Source organism: Phycisphaerae bacterium (assembly GCA_018003015.1).
Lineage (GTDB): Bacteria > Planctomycetota > Phycisphaerae > UBA1845 > PWPN01 > JAGNEZ01.
This window is the reverse complement of the sequence record JAGNEZ010000018.1, coordinates 1-21,165: the sequence shown is the minus strand read 5'-3', so window position 1 is coordinate 21,165 and position 21,165 is coordinate 1. Positions and strand designations below refer to the sequence as shown.

The window sequence follows — 21,165 nt, the reverse complement described above, 5'->3', positions numbered from 1 at the left end:
ACCGATTTTGGAGGAATCCCCGATGCGAACAAGGTGGCGTGGCCTCGAACTGCCGACGCAGGTCATTCGTGATGAGTCTATCAGCACGGACACCTATGCCCGGCTGCTCATCGAACCGTTCGAGCGCGGTTTTGGCACGACGGTCGGTAACAGCCTGCGCCGGATTCTGCTCTCCAGTTTGGAGGGCGCGGCGGTCACCAAAGTACGGATTGCAGGCGCCAGCCACGAGTTCATGAGCCTCCCCGGTGTGATGGAGGACGTGACTGACATCATTTTGAACATCAAGAACCTCGTTCTTCGAATGGAGAGCGAGGGTGAGAAGACCATGAAGTTGGTCCGCAAGGGACCTGGCGAGGTCTTCGCCCGGGACATTGAGCCGGATGCGAGCATCCAGATCATCAACCAGGGGCAGCTGATCGCCACGCTGACCGAGCCGGTCGAGCTGTCCATCGAGTTCTGGGTCAGTCCGGGCCGCGGTTACCGAACCTCGGAAGAGAACCAGACGGGCAGCGACGAATTGGGCGTTATCGCGGTTGACTCGGTTTTTTCGCCGGTCACCCGGGTGCGCTACAAGACCGAGGAGACCCGCGTGGGTCAGCGGACCAATTACGATCGTCTGATCATGGAGATCTGGACCAAGGGCACGATTCGGCCCGAGGACGCCATGGTCGAGGCGGCCAAGATTCTCCGCAAGCACCTCAATCCGTTCGTTGGTTACCAGGAGCTTGGGGAAGAGACGGCCGCGGCGGAAGTTCCGGCCGCGGAAGCGGTCGCCGCGACTGCCGTGGATCGCGATCTGCAGGAGCGGCTGTCCATGCCCATCGCTCAGCTGGATTTATCCGTTCGGGCGGGCAACTGCCTGCAGTCGGCGAAGGTCAGCACGGTGGGTGAGCTAGCCCGCATGACCGAGACCGACCTGTTGAAGGTGAGGAGCTTTGGTCGGACGTCGCTTCGCGAGGTCAAGCGCAAGTTAGCGGACCTGGGCCTGAGCCTGGGAATGACTTTTGGAGCCACCGGTGCGTCGTCGGAGCCGGGGGCGGCGAATGCGGGTGATTCCGCTGGTCAGAACCCGGTCTCTCCCGCGTCGGCCGGCAATCCCGGTGATGGCGGCGACACCGTCCCAGCCGGTGTGAGTTCGAACTAGCGTGGAGTGTTGTCATGAGGCATCTCGTCGCAAGACGAAAACTGAATCGAACGAAGGAGCACCGCCTGGCCCTGCGGCGGAACATGGCCCAGAACCTGTTCGAGCACGGGCAGATCCGCACCACGTTGACCAAGGCCAAGGACGTTCGTCCCTTTGTCGAGCGATTGATTACCCTGGCTCGCAAGGCTCGTACCGGGGCCCCCGCCGCCCGCCTGGCTGCCCGCCAGCGACTGACCTCGCTGCTCGGCGATCGGGCGGTGATTCCGGCCGAGAACCGTGAGGAGTATGGAGGGATGTCGGACGCGGCCCGGCAGAGGGTGATGCGATCCCGCAGCGGGCGGCGGTATCGTCTGGGGGCCGCCCGGGGTGGCCAGAAGTTCACGGCCGTCTCCATCGTCAACCACTTGATCCAGAACGTCGCCTCCGGGTTCGAGGATCGGCCGGGTGGATACACCCGGGTTATTCCCCTTGGCAAGGTGAGCAAGGGGGATAGTGCTCCCCGGGCCGTGCTCCAACTGGTTGGCCGGGAGGAGTCTCCCGGCACCGTCACCCGTCCGGAAAAAACCGCTCGCCAGCGACGCACCGAGCGGCGCTATGCAGCGGCCGCCAAAGCGGGTAAAATGACTCGCAAGCGCGGTTCCGCCGATGCCGAGGCTGCGCCGGCGCAGGTGCCGGAAGCGGGTGCTTCCAGTGAGGCCTCGGGCGGCGACAAGGCGTAGTTCCGGTTCAGGGCCGCTCCCGACCCGGGTACGCCGGCCGGGTCTCATTCATGAGTGCCGATCCCAACTGCATTTTCTGCAAGATCGTCGCAGGACAGATCCCTGCCTTGCGGGTGTTCGAGGATGATGGCACGCTGGCCTTTCTGGATATTGGTCCTCTGGCTGAGGGGCACCTGCTCGTCGTCCCCAAGGAGCACTACGCCCGTGTGGAGGACATGCCGCCGGACAAGATGGCCGCGCTGGCCAGGCACTTTCCCCGGTTGGTGCGTGCGGTGGTGGGGGTCACGTCCGCCGAAGGCTGCAATCTGCTACTCAACAACGAGCCTGTGGCCGGGCAGGAGGTGCCCCATGTTCACTGGCACGTGATTCCCCGCAGCGCGGCCGACGGCCTGGGGTTTCGGTGGAAACCATCCAAGTACGCGACCGGTCGCGGCGAGGTCGTGCAGCAGTTGGTCAAGGATGCCCTGTCATGATTGAGCGGCTGCTTGAGAGCGAAACGGTGGTCAGCGCTTTTCTCTTCGCTTACCTGGCCATTCTCCTGGTGGTGTGCGTGTACGGCATGCATCGTTACCAGCTGGTGCATCTCTACTATAAGTATCGCCGCAACACGCCGAAGGCCCGGGCCTGTTTTCTGACGCTTCCCCGAGTGACCATTCAGCTCCCGATGTACAACGAGAACGTGGTTGCCCGGCGGATCATTGATCACACCTGCCGGATCGATTATCCCAGGGATCGGCTCCAGATTCAGGTGCTTGACGACTCAACCGACGAGACGGTTCAGATCGCCCGAGCTGCTGTGGAATACTGGCGCGGACGTGGTGTCGACATTGATTACGTGCACCGCGTCAACCGGGAGGGTTTCAAGGCCGGGGCCCTGACTCACGGCATGAAGACCGCCACCGGAGAGTTCATTCTCATCTTCGACGCGGACTTCATTCCGCCGCCCGAGATCATCCGTGAGACCATTCACTACTTCACCGATCCGCGTGTCGGCATGGTCCAGGCCCGCTGGGAGCACTTGAATCGGGAGCAGTCGCTACTGACCAAGGGACAGGCCATTCTCCTCGATGGTCACTTCGTGATCGAGCACGCAGCCCGAAACCGCTCTGGCCGGTTCATGAGTTTCAACGGCACTGCCGGCCTATGGCGCCGGGCGTGCATTGAGGATGCCGGTGGCTGGCAGCATGACACCCTGACCGAGGACCTCGACCTGTCTTACCGGGCCCAGATGAAGGGCTGGAAGTTCCAGTTTCTGCCCGATCTGACCTCGCCTGCCGAACTGCCCCCGGACATGGAAGCCTTCAAGCAGCAGCAGTACCGCTGGGCCAAGGGTGGTGCCCAGACTTGCCGGAAGCTGCTCCCGATGATCCTCCGTTCCCGGCTGCCCAAGCGGATCAAACTCGAGGCTTTCTTCCACCTGACTTCCTGCACCGTCTATGTGTACGTGGTCATTCTGACCCTCATGCTCTACCCGGTAGTGTATCTCAAGCTGCATGTGTTCGAGGAGGGCTGGGGCCGATACCTGTTTGACGCGTCCGTGCTGCTGCTGGCCACCTGTGGGGCGAGCACCTTCTACATTGCCAGCCAGCGGGCTCAGTTCAAGACGTGGTCGGAGAGTCTCAAGTACATACCCTTCCTGATGTCGCTGGGGATCGGCATCTCGCTGAACAACGCCCGGGCGGTCTTCGCCGGCTTCTTCGGCAAGCCTGGCGAGTTCGTTCGAACGCCGAAGTTTGGGGTGACCGCCGGTGACGGCAAGTTCCAGCAGCAGGCCCAGGTTACCCGGCGGAAGGGCCGCAGGACCCGCATCCAGCCCTTCGTCGAACTGGCGATCGGCCTCTACCTGCTCGCCTGCCTCGCGCTGTGCCTTTCGAACCACCGCATCACCATCGGTGTTCCGTTCATCTGTCTGTTCATGGTGGGATACCTGTATGTCCCGCTCACGACCTGGTTCGGTCACCGGCTGGGCAGGCACATACTCGGCGACGGGGCCGAGATGGCTCGAGACGCTTCGGCGAGTTCCCGCGGGGTCCAGGTGGAGAGTGACCCTTTGAAGAGATCGGCGTAGCGAGGGCGGCCTCTTCTGCCGGGGTTTCCCCTTTCTTCCTCCCGAGCCTCGACGGCTATGGGGTGTGCTTCTTCCCGTCCGGATGGTCCTTGTCCAGCCGGAAATCCGCGTCAGTGAAGTCTGTCCGTTTCCTGACATCCGTGTATCGGTACCGGGCGTCGAGTGTCCCGTCTTTGAGCCAGAGATCCGTGCCGGACGGCAGCAGGGTCTCGGCATCGATGTAGAAGTCCTGGCGGGTGTACTGGTAGCCTGGCATCGGCGGGCGCTGAACCACCAGATGGTGGGCCGGGCGGTGCATGGGTTCGAGATCGACCACCCCCTCATAGTTGATGGTCATGACCTTCGCCGTCTTCGGGTCGTCGAACGCCTCGAGCGATCGGCTGGTAACCTGGGCCAGGCCGAACGAGGTGATCGGGTTTTTCGCCTTGCCGATCTTGGTGGGAAGATCTGCATCCAGAATGCGGACCTGCGGCGGCATAAACAGCAGTCCATGCCGTTCGCGGATGAGCAATTTCCCGTCGTTCTGCCCGGCCACATACACGGATTCGAAAAACGGCATCCTCTCGTCGTCCCACTCGAACTTGACGCTGAAGGGTGTCTTGCGGAATCGGGCCCGGATTGTCTCCATGTCGGTGAGTTGCGGCACAACTCCCAGCCGTTCCTGGCGATAGAAGGTGAGCTGATATTGTTCCATCGCGTCGCAGCGGGTCTTCAACCTCCGCAGGCAGGCCACGGGATCGGCTGCGATTCGTTGCCCCTCGCGAGCGTACTGTTCCTGCGGTGTTTCGACTCGACTCTCGATCTTCGCGCCGGGTGCACCGCATCCGCCGAGAATGGTGACGATGCCGATGGCGGCTGCCGTGAGGACTCGGCCGGTTGCGACACGATGGTACAGGCCGGTCGGCCCAGAACGCGGCGATCGGTTTGGGACGGAGGTTTCACTTCTCAAGGCTCATCTCCCGTTTTCAGTAATAATGCGTCACTGTCCGGTGATGCCGGACGATCACATCCGGGTCGTGGCTATGATCCCACAGGTACTCATCCACCAACCAGCAGGGCAGATCCGCTCGCCGCATCCGGCGCAAGGCTTCGACCATCAGGTCAACCGCCCGGACGGTTCCCGCCCGCAATTCGATTTCTTCCGGGCTTCCGGATCTGACCAGTTGTTCGGACTCGATCCTCGACTCGAGCTCGGCCGCCAGGACCATGACGCCGAAGTGGCGAAGCGTCTGGGGCAGCCGGTAGTCGGCGAACGCGGTCAAGCCCGCCAGATTGGCGATCGGTGTGGTCTGGTTTTCCTCGAAGCCGGCGGCCAGATCCGATGCGAAAATCTGGGCTCGCTTCAGGATCGGGATCTGCCGGCCCTTGTAGCCGTGGACATCACGGAAACTCGGAAACGCCTCGCTTACGGCCGCCGCGACACGGACGGCATCGAACCTCGCTTCCTCGGCCAAGTGGATGGCCTCACCGTCGAACCGGTTCAGCAGCACGCGGCCGGTTTCGTTCAGGATCCTCGTCCGCTCCTCGAGCAGGGGAATGTGCCCGTCGCCGGCGAACACGGCCGCGCAGTCTTTTGCAGTGGCCGAGGCCCATCGTTCGGCGGTCAGCCAGCTCGGGTGACGGGCCACTGCTCGTCGCAGTGCGGCGACCAGTGCGAAGTACCGCTGCCAAGGTCGGCCTTCGTATTCGACCGTCCAGAGCGGACCGGTCTGCGACCAGAAGAAGAAGTTGAGGCAGTCGATGAGCAGGATCCAGCGGGCGACGTCTGCCGGCCGACCCAGAAAGCGCAGGGTTGCGGGGCGAGGCGCGGGCCGGATCTCATGTAGTGACACGTGCTTGGCCCACCGCTCGATGGCCCCGGTGTCGATCTGAATACAATCTGCCCGTTCGATCACCCACCGGCACGCACCGCGGACGTCAAACCTCGCGGCGCCCACAACATCCTCGTCGCCGGTCAACCCGTCACTCATCGCTTATTACGCCTCACGTTGGGGCTACGCTTCCCTCTCCACTACCGCTGCGATGGCCTTGATTTCCTTCATGATCTTGGTGAAGGTCTGCAGGGTCACCGATTGTCCTCCGTCGGTCATGGCGTGCTCGGGATCGTGGTGTACCTCGATCAGCAGTCCATCCGCGCCCGCGGCCACCGATGCCCGGCACATGGCCGGTACCATGTAGGCGTGGCCGGTCCCTTGCGACGGATCGATGACGATGGGCAAGTGCGATTCGCGCTTGACCGCCGGGATGATGGCCAGGGTGAGGGTGTTACGCACGTACTGCTCGTGTGTGCGGATGCCGCGCTCGCACAGAACGACCCGTTGATTGCCCGCATCCATGATGTACTCGGCGGCCAGCAGGAACTCCTCCAGGGTGGCGATCCATCCTCGCTTGAGCAGTACCGGTTTGTTGGTTTTGCCTACCGCGGTCAGCAGGTTGAAGTTGTGCATGTTCCGTGTACCGATCTGGAGCACGTCGGCGTACTCGCAGACCAAATCTACCTGGTCGATGCTCATGACCTCGGTGACCACGGCCAGGCCGGTCTGCTCGCGGGCCTCGGCCAGGTGCTTCAGGCCCTTTTCGCCCAAACCCTGGAACTGATACGGGCTGGTCCGTGGCTTGAAGGCTCCGCCGCGCAGTGCGGTGGCGCCCGCATCCTTCACGGCGTGGGCGATTTCGAGCAGCATGGAGCGGTCCTCGACGCTGCATGGGCCGGCCATCACGCAGACTCTCCTCCCGCCGACCGACGCCCCGAGCCGCCCGCCGAGCGGAATGACTGTTGGTTCCGGCTTGGCTACCCGGCTGGCGACCTTGTAGGGAGCCAGAATCGGCACGACCCGATCGACCCCCGGGCAGCTCTCCAGCACGCTGCGGTCCTTGAGGCGGTCGTCGCCGATCACGGCGACGACTGTCCGTTCAGTCCCGACGATGACGTGATCGATCAGGCTCATCTCGCGGATCAAGTGGCAGACGTGGTCCACGTTTTCCTTTGGACATCCTTCTTGCATAACGACGATCATGGTTGAGACTCCCTTACAGTTCCTCTTGATAGGCGGACAGGCTTCGAGCCTGTCGGTTGACCGACAAGATGCCGGCGCCACACCTACCAGGGTAGGCCCACATGGTGACTCGCCCGCGCGTGGCGCAGGGCGCGAGGTTCTTTCTCGATATGATACGCTGATTGTCCTTCCGTTACAGGTTCTCTGAGTGTATGACGCCGTGAGGGTGCCGTCGAAGGGCCGCCCAGCAGCCGAACGACGGCTAGCGAAACAGGAACGTGCATCGGCCGGTCTTTTGGCGTCGGCGTTTGAGCATTTCAGGATTTCCCCAGCACTTCGCGCCCACCCAGGTAGGGTCGCAGGGCCTTGGGCAGACGGATGGTCCCGTCTTGGTTCTGGTGGTTCTCGACTAGTGCGATCAGGACCCGGGGGCTGGCGATGACCGTGTTGTTCAGCGTGTGGCAGAACTTGAGGTTGCGGTCCTTGTCGCGATATCGCAGCTTAAGCCGCCGGGCCTGGAACTCATAGAATCGCGAAGCCGAGTGGGTCTCGCCGTAGTTACCGCGTGAGGGCATCCACGTTTCGATATCGAATTTCTGAACTTGTCCCTGTCCGAGGTCGCCGCTGCACACGTTAACGACCCGGTAGGGCAGTTCCAGCTTGGTGAGGACGTCCTCGGCGTTCTGGAGGATCTCCGCGTGGTGCTGGATCGAGGTCTGCTCGTCGTTCCGGCAAATGATGACCTGCTCGACCTTGTCGAACGTGTGGATTCGGTACAGTCCATAGGTGTCTTTGCCGGCCGCTCCAGCCTCGCGGCGGAAGCACGAGCTCAGCGCGAAGTACTTCTTGGGGAGTTCGTCCTCGTTGAGAATCTCGTCGCAGTGGTAGGCGGTCAACGGCACCTCGGCCGTGCCCACCAGGCTCATCTGGTCGCGCTCGCAGCGGTAGGCCTGTTCCTCGCCGCCCGGGAAGTAGCCGGTGCCGACCATCATGGTGTCGCGGACGAGGACGGGCACGCCCAGCTGAACGAAGCCGCGCTCATTCATCAGGTCCACGGCGAGCTGCAGCACAGCTCGGTGCAAGGCCACGCCGAGCCCGCGGAGCACGTAGTTCCGGGCACCGGCCAGCTTGACCCCGCGTTCGACATCGAGCATACCCAGTTCGGTCAGCAGGGCAACGTGGTCCTTGAGCTTGAAGCCGGGATGCGGCGCTTGTCCGACCCTGCGGATCTCGACGTTCTGGGTGTCGTCCTGGCCGACGGGGACCTCGGGGGCGGGGGGCTGGGGGATGGTCAGCAGCATGGCATCGAACCGGTCGCTGACTTCCTTGAACTCGGCTTCGAGGTCCTTGGTCTTGTTCTTGAGGTCGGCCATCTGGTGGACGAGCTTTTGGGCCTCGGCCTTGAGTTGATCGACGGACCGGCCGGCGGCCACCGCGGCCTGATACCACTGGCTCTTGGGGTTGCGGTAGAGGGCGATCTGGTTACCGGTTTCGTTCTGTTGATGTTTTAATTCATCAAGACTGACTTGCAGTGCGCGTCGGCGATCGTCCAGGGTACAGAACGCATCGATATCACAGTCCATCCGTTTCAGCTTGACGGCGTTCTTGAACCGTTCGGGGTCCTGGCGGATGAGTTTCGGGTCGATCATGCAGCAAGGTCCGCTCTAAGGAAAGGGGATGAGTCACTCACGAACGCGCCCGGGGGGACTCGAACCTCCAACCCTCTGGTCCGAAGCCAGATGCTCTGTCCAATTGAGCTACGGGCGCTTGCCCGGTATTCGGCCGGATCAAGTCCCGGTGTAGGGTAGCAGGGCGAGGAACCGGGCTCGCTTGATGGCCCGGCGCAGGTCGCGCTGCTCGCGGGCGCTGGTGCCGGCCCGCTTGCGGGACATGGTCTTGCTGCTGGCGGTCATGAACTTGCGGAGCAGCTCGACCTCCTTGTAGTCGATGATCGGGCCTTTCCAGCCTTCGCCGCCCCGGTCCGCGAAGCGGCGTTTTTCCTGCCGGCGGCCGCCGGACTTCCTCTGTGCATCGTTAGCCATTCGCACGTTTCTCCTGAACCTGTTGCATGATCCGCTTGAACTCCGCCTCATCGACGACCTCGGACTCGTCGATCAACATGATCGGAATCCCCTCCCGGATGGGGTACCGCCGCCGGGTGGCCGGGTCGGTGCTGTAAAGCCATTCGCCGACCTGTTCCAGCCGGGCGTGGCTTTCCGGACAAACGAGGATCTCCATGAGCTCCGGGTCAAGCGTTTGGGCCATAGGTTTCCCGTCCCCGTCTCAGCGTCCGCATAACGGACAGATTACCTCCGGGGGCCGGTCCGTGGCCCTTACCGGGGATCCCATAGCGTACCGTCAGGGGGCGGGGGCGTCAAGGCGGTTGCAGGGTTCCTGCCGTCTCGCGGGCACATCCGAGAAACCGAGGCAGCCCGCGGGGTGGGCAGGTTTCGCGCGGTCATGAGGAGACGGCCGCAGGTAGCGGTGTGTCACCGCGGTCAATCCCGAGACCTGCATCGGTGTGCTACGGCCGTACATGGTTGTTCCATCGCCCAACTGTCCATGGTCGTGGCGCCCCCCGGGCCCCTGATACCGCGTTTTGGTTCGATGCTCTTTTGGGGGCTGTATCAGGCTCAGTTCCACGTAGTGCCAACGCAATCTGCCGAACACATCCCGAGGGATGCTTGGGGGCGGTGGATCCACAACTGCGTCAGCTTGGCGTGCGGTCTGGCTGATTGAGAAGCCGCGAAGTAGAATAGCAGTTGATGTGTTCCGCAGAGGTCAATCCTGAGCCCGTTGCGGCTGAGGGTCGTTCGTTCGAGAGGGACGCTGAGGCCGACGCTCGTTTGCTCGACGACTGGCTGGCATTGTCTCCGGCTGATCGGATACGCCGGAATGATCGGTCGCTGGCTCTGGTACGTGCCCTGCGTTTGGCGGGAACCAAGCTCTATGGCTTCGACCCTCGACCTCCTCAAGCGGCTGGCTGACCACGGCGTTGAGTGCGTGCTGGTGGGCGGCATGGCTGGTGTTGTTCACGGCTGCGGGCTGATTACCGAGGATATCGACGTCTGCGCTCCGATGAGTCCGGAGAACCTCACCCGGTTGCTTGCGGCCCTGAACGGGCTTCATCCCAAACACCGGATGCGGCCGGACCGTCCGCCGCTGCCGGAGGATCCCGCTCGCCTCCACGGGTTCAAGAACCTGTACATCGAGACCGATCTCGGGCAGATCGACGTTCTTGGCGAAATCGCCGGGCTTGGCGGGTACGATGAGGTTGCCGGCCGTGCAGTCACTGTCGATCTGGATGGCCGAACCTACCGTGTGCTCAGCATCGACTCTTTGATCCAGGCCAAACGAGCCATGGGGCGCCCCCAGGACATGCGAGCCGTCGAACTCCTGGAGGTCGTGTATGATCGGCTTCGGAGGCAAGGGCGATAGTGGTTCACCCATTGCGGTCTGGCGGATCAGCAGAGTGTGCCTTTCGCGTGTTCAGCGTGTTCGGCGGGTCACCTCGCGGCCGGTTGGCGTCACACCCACACCTTCGATCGCTTGCAGCATCGCTGAAACCGCCCGTTTTGGTCGTTCTCGTGGCCGGGACCTATCATTGTGCGATGGCGGATGCCCTGAGAGTGGCCGTGCATGTGGCGTGATCATGCAGCTTGACGGCCGGTTGTCCGCCGAGTGGCATGGCCGATGCGGATGAGTCATAAACCGACTACATTGAATGAGTTGCGCGACAGCGGGTGGCAGACCAAGTCGGTCAAACGTGAGGTGCATGACAACTTCCTGCGTATGCTACGGGACGGTGGTGAGTTGTTCCCCGGCATCGTGGGGTACGAAGACACGGTCATCCCGGAGGTCAATATCGGCCTGCTGGCCCAGCACGACTTGCTGTTCCTCGGCGAGAAGGGGCAGGCGAAGAGCCGGCTGATGCGGTTGCTGGTTCGGTTTCTCGATCCCGAGATTCCCTGTCTGGACATTCCCGACTGCCCGGTCCACGAGGATCCGTTTAAGCCCGTGACCGCGGCCGGCAAGCGATTCCTGGCCGAGCACTCCGTAGACGACGTGCCAATCACCTGGTGGCCGCGCGAGCATCGGTACGCGGAGCGGCTCAGCCCGGGCACGAAGTTTGCTGACATCATTGGCGAGATCGACCCGGCCAAGCTGGCGGCCGGCACGAGTTTGGGGGCCGAGGAGGCTCTGCACTTCGGGCTTATTCCGCGCATGCACCGTGGGATCTTCGCGATGAACGAGTTGCCCGAGCTCGACGAGCTGGTGCAGGTCGGCCTGTTCAACATCCTGGAAGAGCGGGACGTGCAGATTCGTGGTTTTCCGGTCAAGTTCGATATCGATGTGCTGATCCTGTTCTCTGCGAATCCAGCCACGTACAACCGCAGCGGCAAGGTCATTCCGCAACTCAAGGATCGGATTGGTACGGTCATTCACACTCACTATCCGCGGCAGCGCGAAGCGGGTATCCGGATCATGGAGCAGGAGGCGGGTATCAGCTTAGACGGCGAGTTTTCGGTGCAGGTTCCGCCGTTCATGAAGGAGATCGTCGAGCAGATGAGCATCTGCGCCCGGCGATCCAAGTATGTGGATCAGCAGTCGGGGGTCAGTGCCCGGCTGAGCATTGCCAACTACCGCACGATGGTCGCCAGCGCCCGCCAGCGGGCGGTGCGGCTCGGGGAGCGGCCGGCCGTCCCCCGGGTTTCCGATCTCGCCCATCTCGAGGCCTCGTCGCTCGGCAAGCTCGAGCTGGACATGATGGGCTCCCAGCAGATGTCTGAGCGGCAGGTGTTGGACGCCATCTTGGCCGAGGCGATCCGGACGGTGTTCGATGAATATGTCGATCGGCATGGACTGGAGGAGATCACCGGTGTCTTTTCCAAGGGAGTGAAGATCGAGGTCGGCGACATGTTGCCGTCATCGCACTATGCCGAGCGGGTGCAGCGGATACCGAAGATCTGGGAGAAGGCCTTTGAGGTGAACCCAGCGGACAGCCCGGCGGTGCGGGCGTCGTGCGTCGAGTTCGTGCTCGCCGGGCTCCACGCCAAGGACCAGATCTCCCGCAGCCAGCGCCATGGTAGGATCACCTATGAGCTTTGACCGACCGCCGAGCTTGGCCGATCTGCAACGTCTGGGCGGGATCATCCACACCTACCAGAGATTTGACCCGAAGGATTTCCCGAGCCCGACCGTGCCACCCCCGGATGTGGTCGCTCCGGCGTTTGACCACATGCTGGCGTATGGCAGCCTGCGTGAGCTGACCGAAGAAGAGCTGGCTCGGGCGGTCCGGATCGATCCCAGCCAGATTGCCTCGCTGGGGCCAAGCCTCGGATCGCTCATCGCCATGCTGCTGGAGCGGAAGCGCAAGATCCTCACGACGTATGAAACCGACGCGGTTCAAGAGGAGATCCACCGGCGCTGGCAGGCGGAATACCGGGGCGTCCGCGTGCCCAAATGGTTGGCGGATTCGTTTCGCTCCGCCGCTCGCGGCGAGCAGCTTTACGACCTGGAGCGGCTCTGGTATCGAGTCGAGCGCCGATCGCCGGAACTTGCCGGCCGGCTGGTCTCGCTCATGGAGTTGCTGGGGGAGAAGTACCAGGTGGACGAATTGGCGGCGAAGTACGAGTTCAGCGGCCAGACCTCGATGGACATCCCGAAAGCCCTGGCGGTCAAGGAGGAGCTGGAGAAGATTGACCGGCTGTTGGAACAGCTCAAGAAAGCGGCGGAGACCGGGCAGATCGGGATCATCGACATGCAGGAGCTGTCCGAGTTCGCCGAACCGGGCGACATCGAACGGCTGAATGCCCTTCAGCAGTACCTTCAGGACTACCTGCGCGAACTGGCGGAGCGACAAGGGCTCGAGAGAACGAAAGGTGGCTACCGCCTGACCCCGAGGGCTTTTCGTCTGTTCCAATCGCGGCTCCTGCAGGAGATATTCAGTGATCTGCAGGCCGCCCGATCCGGCAGGCACACCGGACCGATCATCGGCGAGGGGGCCATTGAGATCCAGCAAACCAAGGCCTACGAGTTCGGCGACTCACTGACGCACATGGACATCCCCGCCTCGATGGTGAACGCCATGATCCGCGACGGACCGGGCGTGCCCGTGCGAATGAGGCCGGGAGACATCGAGATCTACAGGACGCGAAACAACCCGAAGTGTGCCACGGCTGTACTGATCGACATGAGCGGCTCGATGCGTTACGGTGGCCAGTACATCAACGCCAAGCGCATGGGCCTGGCCCTGCACGGGCTGATCTGTAGTGAGTATCCAGGTGATTTCTTGCAGTTCATCGAGATGTACACTTTCGCGAAGCCGCGGCACATCTCCGAGTTGCCTGGCCTGATGCCCAAGCCGGTGACCCTGAACGACCCTTCCATCGCCCTGAAGGCGGACATGAGTCGCACGGATCTCACCGAGTTCGACATTCCGCCGCACTTCACTAACATCCAGCACGGCTTGCAGCTTGCGCGGCAGTTTCTTACCGTGCGGGATACGCCGAACCGCCAGATCATCCTGTTGACTGACGGCCTGCCCACCGCTCATTTCGAAGGCCGGTTTCTGTACCTGCTTTATCCACCGCATCCACTCACGGAAGAGGCCACGCTGCGCGAGGCCCGGCTTTGCGCCCGCCAGGGTATTACCATCAACATCTTTCTGTTGCCCAACTGGTCCCAATCCAGCGAGGATGTGCAGTTCGCCCACCGGATGGCAGAGTCCACCCGCGGCCGGGTCTTCTTCACCGGCGGCCGCGACCTCGACCGGTACGTGGTCTGGGACTACATCCGCCGGCGCCGACTGCTGATCGGCTGACCTGACCGCCGGGCGCCCATCAGTTACCAGTCACCACAGGCCTCATGGCAATACTCGAGGGCGAGGATCTGGCCGTGACTACGAGTGCTCCAGTCACTCAATCCATGCAACTCGGATCGGCCGGACGGTTCGAACCGCGGTAGCGTCTTTGGAGCATGCCGAAGTCGGACTGATCCACGTCGCCGTCCTTTTCGCAGTCGCCCAGGATGGTTCGTACGAACTCGTACGCCCCCCAAGACCCCTCCATCGTACAGGCCGGATCGGCAGTTGGAACTCGACGGCCTGCGGCTCTCGATCGCCCGTGGCCGGCCGTTCGGCATGCCGGACGGGACGGCCAAGACGGTGCGAAAGCTGGCCTGGAGAGCTCGCTTCGTCCTCGCGGTCGGCCCGCGCAAGCGAAAGGACGACGGTTCGGTGGAAAACAGGCGTTCGCTATAAACGGACCCGTCCCGTCCCGTTATCCGGTCGCAAGGCAGGGATCCGACCCAATTCGTGGTCGCCCTGCTCACTCAACCCCTGCCTGCCGCCCGGGCCGCCCTCTTCGCCAATAGCTCCTAACCATCGCGCCGCGCCCTACCTCCTTGGCCCGCCAATGCCGCCAGAACACGGGACCAACACCCGCGCAGGGACTAAACTGTCACGTTATCCGGACCAGAAAACGCTTGACCCGATTTCGCTCTAGTGATAGGCTGATTACTATTACTGCATTTCATCGCCAGCCGAGAGGAACCCCCGTATTCACGGGGGGAAAGAAAGGAGCTTCCTGCCATGTCGCCCAAGCCGGCAACCCCCACGCGTTTCCTTGCAGCAGTGGCTCTCCAGGCGGCTCTCACGCTGCCGGCCGCCGGGCAGCTCATCGGCTTCAACGACGGCTTCGGCTGGAGCCTCAACGGCGGGGCTTGGGTTGACAAGCAAAACCTCTATCTCACCAACAGCCTCTTCAACCAGGCCACCAGCGCCTTCTTCGTGATCCCGCAGCCGGTGACCAAGCCGTTCACCCTCGGCTTCTTCTACACGGCCAGCAACTTCGACCCGTTTTACGGCGGGGCCGATGGTTTCACCTTCTGCCTTCAGAATGAGGGTCCTACGGCCGTGGGCGGCAGCGGCAGCAACCTTGGCTATCTGCGTAGCGGGGCCCAGGGCATTGCCCCTTCCGTCGCTGTGGCCTTCAACATCTACGGCGGCTCCCGGCTGGCCATCCTCGAAAAGGGCCGGATGACCTACTATTTGCCCTGCCAGTGCCTGCGTTGCGGGCACCCGATCCGCATCATCATGCGCTTCGGCGACAATATCAGCGGCCATCCGCCTGACATTGACACCCTTGCCTGGACGATGCAGAACACCGTCACCGGCGAGCACACGGGGTGGGCTCGTCTAGACCTGCCGATCCCGACTTTGGCCGGCGGGAATACCGCCTACATCGGTTTCACCGGCTCGACGGGACTCGGCTTCTCGACGCAAAAGGTGTCTAACTTCTTCTACGTCCCAGGCGCGGCCGTGGACGTCAGCGGCGTCAACGTCGGCCCCGGTCAGACACAGCAGTATTCAGGCTCACTCATTAACACCGGGACCTTCACCCTCCACGGCACCGTCGTGCTCATCGGCCCCACGGTGCTCTATGGCTGGGGCTGGTGGTACATGATGAATGGTGAGCTCATCGACAATCCCGGCGCCGATTTCACCAACGACTCCAACGTCGCCGGCTACGGCACCGTAAACGTAACCATCATCAATAACGGAGCATTTAACATCACCGACGGGCCGCTCATCAGCGGCCCCGATACCCCCAGCTATACGAACAATGGCAGCACAACCATCGACACTGGTGTGAGCATGACCGGTTTTCCGTACACGCAGGCGGCTGGCACCACCACGGTGAACGGCACCCTCGAGACCGGGAGTGGCTACATCAGCGGCGGAGCTTTGGACATCGGCCCCCCGGGGATCGTCGATCTCAGCGCCGGGGCTGGGACGGGCGGGGCGCCTCCCCGGTTGCCTGCGTCGGATGCCGCCGCTGCGCTGACCATTCACGCCGGCACGGTGAACAACGCCGGCTCGATCCGCGGCGACGTGGTCATCGACTCGGCTGCTGGCCAGCTCACCGGCCGCGGCACCATCACCGGGGACCTCACCAGCAGCGGAGTCGTCTCGCCGGGCCACAATCTCGGCACAATGACGCTCGGCGGGAGTTTCACACAGACTGCCGACGGCACGCTCCAGGTAACGCTTGCCGGGCCGGCTGCCGGCCAGCTCAGCCTGCTGGCGGTGGGTGAGGCCGCGGCCCTCGAGGGCACTTTGTCCATCATCCCCCAGCTCAAACCTCGGCCAGGCCAGGAGTTTGTGATCCTGACGGCCCAGGCCATCACCGGCGCCTTCGCTCAGGTCACCGGCTCGGAGGTTTTCCAAGTGGTCTACACGCCCGGCTCAGTGAAGCTGGTCTCCACCACCACCTCCGCCGGCTTTGCGCGCGCCGACTTCAACCACGACTACGGCGTGGATCAACTCGACGTGCAGGCTCTTGAGGCCTGCCACAGCGGCCCGGCGATTCCGTACTGGACCGGCTGCCAGGACAAGGACCTCGATGGCGACGGCGACGTGGATCAGGATGACTTCGGCGTCTTCCAGCGCTGCTACAGTGGACCGGGAATGGCCGATCCGAACTGCGCGAACTGACGAGACAAACGGCCGTCAGTGCCATCGCTCTTGCTACACAGCGAGTTGTCATCGTGGTCCACCGAATGGAGGAAATCACCGTTGAGCTCAGCCCGCGGCACGAACGACAGGCAGGGTCATCTGTTCCTCGCTATCACGACCGCCGCGATGATGATCATCGCCGGATTCGCGACGGTTCGAGGCTCAGACCAGCCGACGATCGGGGCTCGAGCCGACGCCGCCCCCATCCCCTGGAAGATGCTCGTCCTCATTTACCGCAACGTGGACGCAACCTACATCGACTCTGCCGGAAACGAGCAGCACGCCGCTTATTCAATGAGTGACACGGACTACATCTACGTGGTCCAAGCTGTCTCTCGCCTCCCAGTCACGATCTCGGCTTGGTCGGCCGGAAAGGCCGCCATGAGCCTCAAGATCGTCACCGTGACCGACCCCATGAAAACTCTGAACTCCAATGGCGCTCCCGACGAATACCAGGCCCTGCGTGAGATTTCCATCTACAACCCCGGCGACATCTATGATTCCATCTCCATGGTCTACAGCCTCAACGACATTTGGATCAGCGGGGTCGCTTCCGTCGGTCTTTCCGGCAGGGCGAACTCGGCGGGCTTCTCGGTCATCCATATGCCAATCAACTACGTCGCCTGGGGCGCCACCTACCCGGAAGAGATCATTCTCCACGAATGGCTCCACAACGTGGAAGGCTATTACCGATCGCCGGACTCCCAGATACCCGGCCTTCACGACGCCGAGGCATTCGGCTACGCCCCGGACCCTGATGCCGGCGGCAGCTGGCATCGCTGGTACGAGGACTACATGCAAAACCGGATCTGGAACGGCACCACCTATGTGGGAGTGCCAGCCGAGGCCTGGCAAACCCACGTGCCCGCCGGACCGATCTCCGGCTCCGTCCCGGCAACGCCGCACCCGACCGAGCCTGCGAACCAAGCGGTCGGCATCCCACCTCAAACGGTCTTCAAATGGATGGCGGCTGCAGGGGCCCGCTGGTACGGCCTACAGATCTCCACCGACCCTACCTTCACCGACAACTACGTGGATCGGTGGGTGGAGGGAACGCAGTACCAGGTCATCGACCTGCCCACGGGCGGGAGCTGCTATTACCGTGTCCGAGCTCTCAATTCGACGGGTATGAGCCCGTGGTCGTCTGTCTTCTCATTCACGACCGCTCCAGAAAGCAGTACGATCAGGGGCAAGGCCCTTCGGTTTGACGGAGTCGATGACCACGTCCGGGTTCGCCGCCAGATCGGCAACGACTTCACACTCGAAGCCTGGATCAAGACCACCTCCGCCGATGTGGGGTATGCCCCGTGGGACGGCCGGCCGGTGATCCACGCTGACCTGCCGTACGGTGACTCTCGAGATTTCTGCAGCGGGATAGTCAACTCGAAGTTCGCCTTCTCGGTGGGCGGGCCGGACGTGATGGTTCAATCGACCACTTCGGTCAACTCAGGCGATTGGGTCCACGTGGCGGCGGTACGTGTTCAACAGACCGGCACCATCAAGGTCTACGTCAACGGCCGCGAAGAGGCTGTGCAGACCGGGGCGACGACAGAGACTCTCGATACTCCCGTCTTCATCGACCTCGGCGGGAATACCGTGAACAACCGCTTCTTCGATGGCCTCATGGACGAAGTCCGCATCTGGAACCGAGCCCGTAGCGCCGGCGAGACTGCCGCCGACATGAATCGCCGCTTGGCCGGAACTGAATCCGGCCTAGTGGGTTACTGGCGCATGGACGAGGGCTTCGGTGAAGTCGCCCGCGATTCCAGTTTGAGCGCCACCGACGGCAGTCTGCGTTACGGACCGATCTGGGTCGCTTCGACGGCACCCATCACCCAACCGCTGGCCGATCTCGATTTCGACGGGGACGTGGACTTGGACGACTTCAGCCTGTTCCGGTCTTGTATATCCGGCCCCTCGATGCCGCTTTCCGCGGGCTGCAGAGCCAGTGACTTCGATCACGACAGCGACGTCGACCAGTCCGACTTCGGCATCTTCCAGCGATGCTGGAGCGGAGCGAACAAGCCGGCCTGGGTGGACTACGTCATGGCCGACAATTTCGAGGAGTACCCGCGCTATCCGCTGGAGAAGGGCGTGCCGGGAGGCTTTCCGCTGCTGAACTTCCCGGATATCAGCATGTACGGGCAGGAACCATGGGGCGGGTACGGGGCCAATCCGCATCCCGGCCGGCTCCAGAAGCGATGGGATGAAACCCGAGGCAAGCTCTCCGGGGGCATTCCGTACTCGGAGGGTATCTACGAGGACCTCAACAAGGTGATCTGCGCCCAGTTATACTGGTCGCCCGAGCGGCCGGCTATCGAGACGGTCAGGGACTATGCTGCGTACGAGTTCTCCCCCGCGGTGGCCGACGAGGTCGTGGAAGTGGTCAAGATCTTCGAGGCCAATCACGTGCGGGCCAAGGTTGCCGAGAGTGCGGTCAAGGCCTGCGAGTTGACCGAGCGGATCGAAGCTCGGATGACGCCGGAGGCTCGTCGGGCCTGGCGATGGCGCTTGTTCCGCATTCGGGCGGCGATCGACCAGGAGCTTTACCGAAACAGTCAGGGTCAGGGGCGGGATGAGGTGTTCCGCAACGCGTACGAGGAGTTGACCGAGATCTCCCATGCGAAGAACACCTGGCCGATGCTGCGGCCGGTGTTGATTCCGGCAGTGAAGACGAAGTGAGTCCCGATCTCACGGACCGCAGGGAGGGGGGACAAGGCATGGCGCGTTGAGGATCGAGAAAGCGTTGGCTGGCGCCCCGATGGTGGCTGCGATCCCATAGTCTGCTCAAAAGTCGTAGGGACGGTGACGCCGAGCTGGCACGCGGGAGTGATTTGTCTTGGATCATCGACCTACTCTTCGCCTGGTGCAGACTCGTATGTGTCGATGCGGTCTGTGGGTCGACCGTCTCGCCTCTAGGAGCAACGTGATGCTCAGCGAGTCCCGGCGGACGGCCACCCCGTGGGTCAGTCGCCTCGCTCTGATTCTGTGTGTGCTCGGTCCCGGGTCGTGCCTCGCGACCGGCGCCGGGCCACAGCCGCTCGTTCTCCAAGGCGGAGCCGTACCGAGCGAGTAGTCGCCAACCAACGGAGTCGTGTCTCGTTCGAGCAGCGACGGGTGGAATCGTCGGTCTGCCACACAATAACCTCTTAAAGGATATATATGTCTCTATTTGGCAGTCTTTAGAGCGTTCTAAAGTCGGCGGGCTCCTACGGTCCCACACGGTACAAGTGTACGCCATAGCCGTCGAAAGCATCGCGCCATTGCCCGTCGTTGATGTCCAGCGTGCGGTTCTCGCCAAGAACACTTACGGTCGTTGGTGCGAGCTTGCCGCCCAGTCTGAATGTTCCGGTGGTCTTGCCATCGCGCATTGCGATGGCGAAAACGTACACGGCCTTGTCGCGGCTCTTGTTGAGCAGACGAATCGGGACCTCGGGATTCGAACTGACGACGTTTGCCAAGCCGGGCTGTGTCGGGCTGTTGAGTACTGGGGCCAGTTGCTCGATCTGACGATTGAGCCGGCCCACCGACTCACGGACATCGGGGTATGCCAGGACCCCGGCCTCGATGAACTTGGGCTTGAACTCATGGGCGAAGTAGAGCACGCCTTTCGCTCCGTGGATGAGAGCCATCCACACGATTGAGCGGACCTGCTCCGGCGTCGGCCGGGTCTCTGGATCGCCGATGTGCGTGGTTTCGATGCAGGCCCACACCGGTTTGCGGTCCTGCGACCATTCTCGCAGTCGTTCCACTCCCTGACCGACGTACCACAGGTTGCCGCGCACCTCCTTGCGATGGTGCGTCACCGGGTAAATGTCGAACGACAGGATGTCGGCGCCTTTGACGTACTCGAGATAGTCCTCGGGGTGCCGCGTTCTTACGCCTCGGCCATACCAGTCGTCCCAGGCAACGCCCTGGCCCAGATTGAGGACGACGGGCCGCGTCGGATCGAGCTTGCGGATCCGCTGGTAGTCGTCGAGGATCTTGTTCGGCAAAATGGGTGGGTCGTACCCGTCGCCGGATGGCCTCCCCTGAGCGTTGTCCGGTTCGTCGCCGTGCATCCACCCCACGATGATGCGTCGTTCCAGGTGTTTCCTGGCGAACTCGTTCTGTTCGCAGATGACCGGCATTCCGACTTTTTCCAGTTCCTGCAGTTGCTGCTCCGTTGGTCCTTTCCACAGCCCACAGAAGAGATTGATGCCGATCGCCTTGTACTTGGCCGCGTTCGCCGGTGTTTGCAGCCAGACCGCAATGGGGAAGAAGTCGGGCCGTTCCGGCCAGCCCCGCTCGAATCGTGCCGCCGGCTGTGTCTGGGCCTTGGTCACAGGCTCGGAGTAGTCCTCTTCCGGTACTGGTCGTCGCCCGGGGCTCAGACCCTGGCTCGGATCGCACCAGGTGAGGGTGATTCCAGCAAGCAGAGGGACGCACGCGATGTGTCGGTAGTCAGGTGTCATGGCGAGCCTCTCCATTCTCCCAGTCTGGATCCGGGAGGGAACCCAAAGGTGACAATGCATCTCGCAGGTCACGTCGCGCGAGTATTGTCAATCCTATACCGCACTTGTGCAAATGCTCGAAATCCTCGCGCGAGCCACCGCAGCCCTGATGAATAGCCGATTCTTCGCACCGCAGGGGCAGGACGGAGGGCCCCGGGCTCGCTGAAAGGCTGAGAATCGCGGGGGGAGGGGCATCCCGACCGAAATCGAAAGTTTTTTTCTTCGCAG

General features: G+C 62.7%; 16 protein-coding genes and 1 tRNA gene. 9 read left to right on the top strand and 8 right to left on the bottom strand.

The annotated features are described in order from the left end of the window. Positions 1-22: 22 nt before the first annotated feature. Genes KA354_10100 through KA354_10085 form a run of 4 tightly spaced genes read left to right on the top strand, consistent with a single transcriptional unit; the run spans position 23 to position 3,931 of the window. Positions 23-1,144, top strand: a complete 1,122-nt coding sequence (locus KA354_10100) for a DNA-directed RNA polymerase subunit alpha (GenBank protein MBP7934984.1) — start codon at positions 23-25, stop codon at positions 1,142-1,144. A gap of 14 nt (positions 1,145-1,158) precedes the next feature. Next, positions 1,159-1,863 (top strand): 50S ribosomal protein L17, encoded by a 705-nt coding sequence (gene rplQ / locus KA354_10095; GenBank protein ID MBP7934983.1) that lies wholly within the window; start codon positions 1,159-1,161, stop codon positions 1,861-1,863. A 50-nt stretch (positions 1,864-1,913) separates the two neighbouring features. Further along, positions 1,914-2,336, top strand: coding sequence for an HIT family protein (locus KA354_10090; protein ID MBP7934982.1), 423 nt, complete (start codon positions 1,914-1,916; stop codon positions 2,334-2,336). Continuing rightward, the gene (locus KA354_10085; GenBank protein ID MBP7934981.1) at positions 2,333-3,931 is read left to right on the top strand and encodes a glycosyltransferase family 2 protein; all 1,599 of its coding nucleotides are present in this window, start codon (positions 2,333-2,335) and stop codon (positions 3,929-3,931) included. Before KA354_10090 ends, KA354_10085 begins: the two co-directional genes overlap by 4 nt. Before the next feature lie 55 nt (positions 3,932-3,986). On the opposite strand, the gene KA354_10080 is transcribed toward KA354_10085, so the two are convergent. The 7 genes from KA354_10080 to KA354_10050 form a co-directional block, all read right to left on the bottom strand. Further along, entirely contained in the window at positions 3,987-4,880 is an 894-nt protein-coding gene (locus tag KA354_10080; GenBank protein MBP7934980.1) for a DUF1571 domain-containing protein, read from the bottom strand. A gap of 16 nt (positions 4,881-4,896) precedes the next feature. Continuing rightward, positions 4,897-5,901 (bottom strand): queuosine salvage family protein, encoded by a 1,005-nt coding sequence (locus KA354_10075; protein ID MBP7934979.1) that lies wholly within the window; start codon positions 5,899-5,901, stop codon positions 4,897-4,899. A gap of 24 nt (positions 5,902-5,925) precedes the next feature. Further along, on the bottom strand, positions 5,926-6,948 hold the full coding sequence (gene aroF, locus KA354_10070) for a 3-deoxy-7-phosphoheptulonate synthase (protein ID MBP7934978.1): 1,023 nt from the start codon (positions 6,946-6,948) through the stop codon (positions 5,926-5,928). A gap of 296 nt (positions 6,949-7,244) precedes the next feature. Then, positions 7,245-8,576 (bottom strand): serine--tRNA ligase, encoded by a 1,332-nt coding sequence (gene serS, locus KA354_10065; GenBank protein MBP7934977.1) that lies wholly within the window; start codon positions 8,574-8,576, stop codon positions 7,245-7,247. 44 nt (positions 8,577-8,620) lie between these two features. After that, positions 8,621-8,694: transfer RNA gene (locus KA354_10060), tRNA-Arg, on the bottom strand. 20 nt (positions 8,695-8,714) lie between these two features. Further along, positions 8,715-8,969, bottom strand: a complete 255-nt coding sequence (locus KA354_10055) for a 30S ribosomal protein S18 (protein MBP7934976.1) — start codon at positions 8,967-8,969, stop codon at positions 8,715-8,717. Next, on the bottom strand, positions 8,962-9,192 hold the full coding sequence (locus KA354_10050) for a hypothetical protein (protein ID MBP7934975.1): 231 nt from the start codon (positions 9,190-9,192) through the stop codon (positions 8,962-8,964). Before KA354_10050 ends, KA354_10055 begins: the two co-directional genes overlap by 8 nt. Before the next feature lie 684 nt (positions 9,193-9,876). Between KA354_10050 and KA354_10045 the strand changes: the two genes are divergently transcribed. From KA354_10045 to KA354_10025, 5 genes are all read left to right on the top strand, one after another. Further along, complete coding sequence (locus KA354_10045) at positions 9,877-10,365, top strand: nucleotidyltransferase (protein ID MBP7934974.1); 489 nt, start codon at positions 9,877-9,879, stop codon at positions 10,363-10,365. A gap of 261 nt (positions 10,366-10,626) precedes the next feature. Next, positions 10,627-12,036 carry a magnesium chelatase gene (locus KA354_10040; GenBank protein ID MBP7934973.1) on the top strand — a complete coding sequence of 470 codons (1,410 nt, stop codon included), beginning with the start codon at positions 10,627-10,629 and terminating at the stop codon, positions 12,034-12,036. Next, positions 12,026-13,750 (top strand): hypothetical protein, encoded by a 1,725-nt coding sequence (locus KA354_10035; GenBank protein ID MBP7934972.1) that lies wholly within the window; start codon positions 12,026-12,028, stop codon positions 13,748-13,750. The genes KA354_10040 and KA354_10035 overlap by 11 nt, the downstream gene beginning before the upstream one ends. Positions 13,751-14,518: 768 nt before the next feature. Then, a complete protein-coding gene (locus tag KA354_10030; protein ID MBP7934971.1) occupies positions 14,519-16,423 on the top strand; it encodes a hypothetical protein in 1,905 nt (634 codons plus the stop codon). Between the two features lie 81 nt (positions 16,424-16,504). Then, complete coding sequence (locus KA354_10025) at positions 16,505-19,126, top strand: LamG domain-containing protein (protein MBP7934970.1); 2,622 nt, start codon at positions 16,505-16,507, stop codon at positions 19,124-19,126. 527 nt (positions 19,127-19,653) lie between these two features. Here KA354_10025 and KA354_10020 read toward each other — a convergent pair. Further along, positions 19,654-20,898, bottom strand: a complete 1,245-nt coding sequence (locus tag KA354_10020) for a beta-galactosidase (GenBank protein MBP7934969.1) — start codon at positions 20,896-20,898, stop codon at positions 19,654-19,656. Between the last annotated feature and the right edge of the window lie 267 nt (positions 20,899-21,165).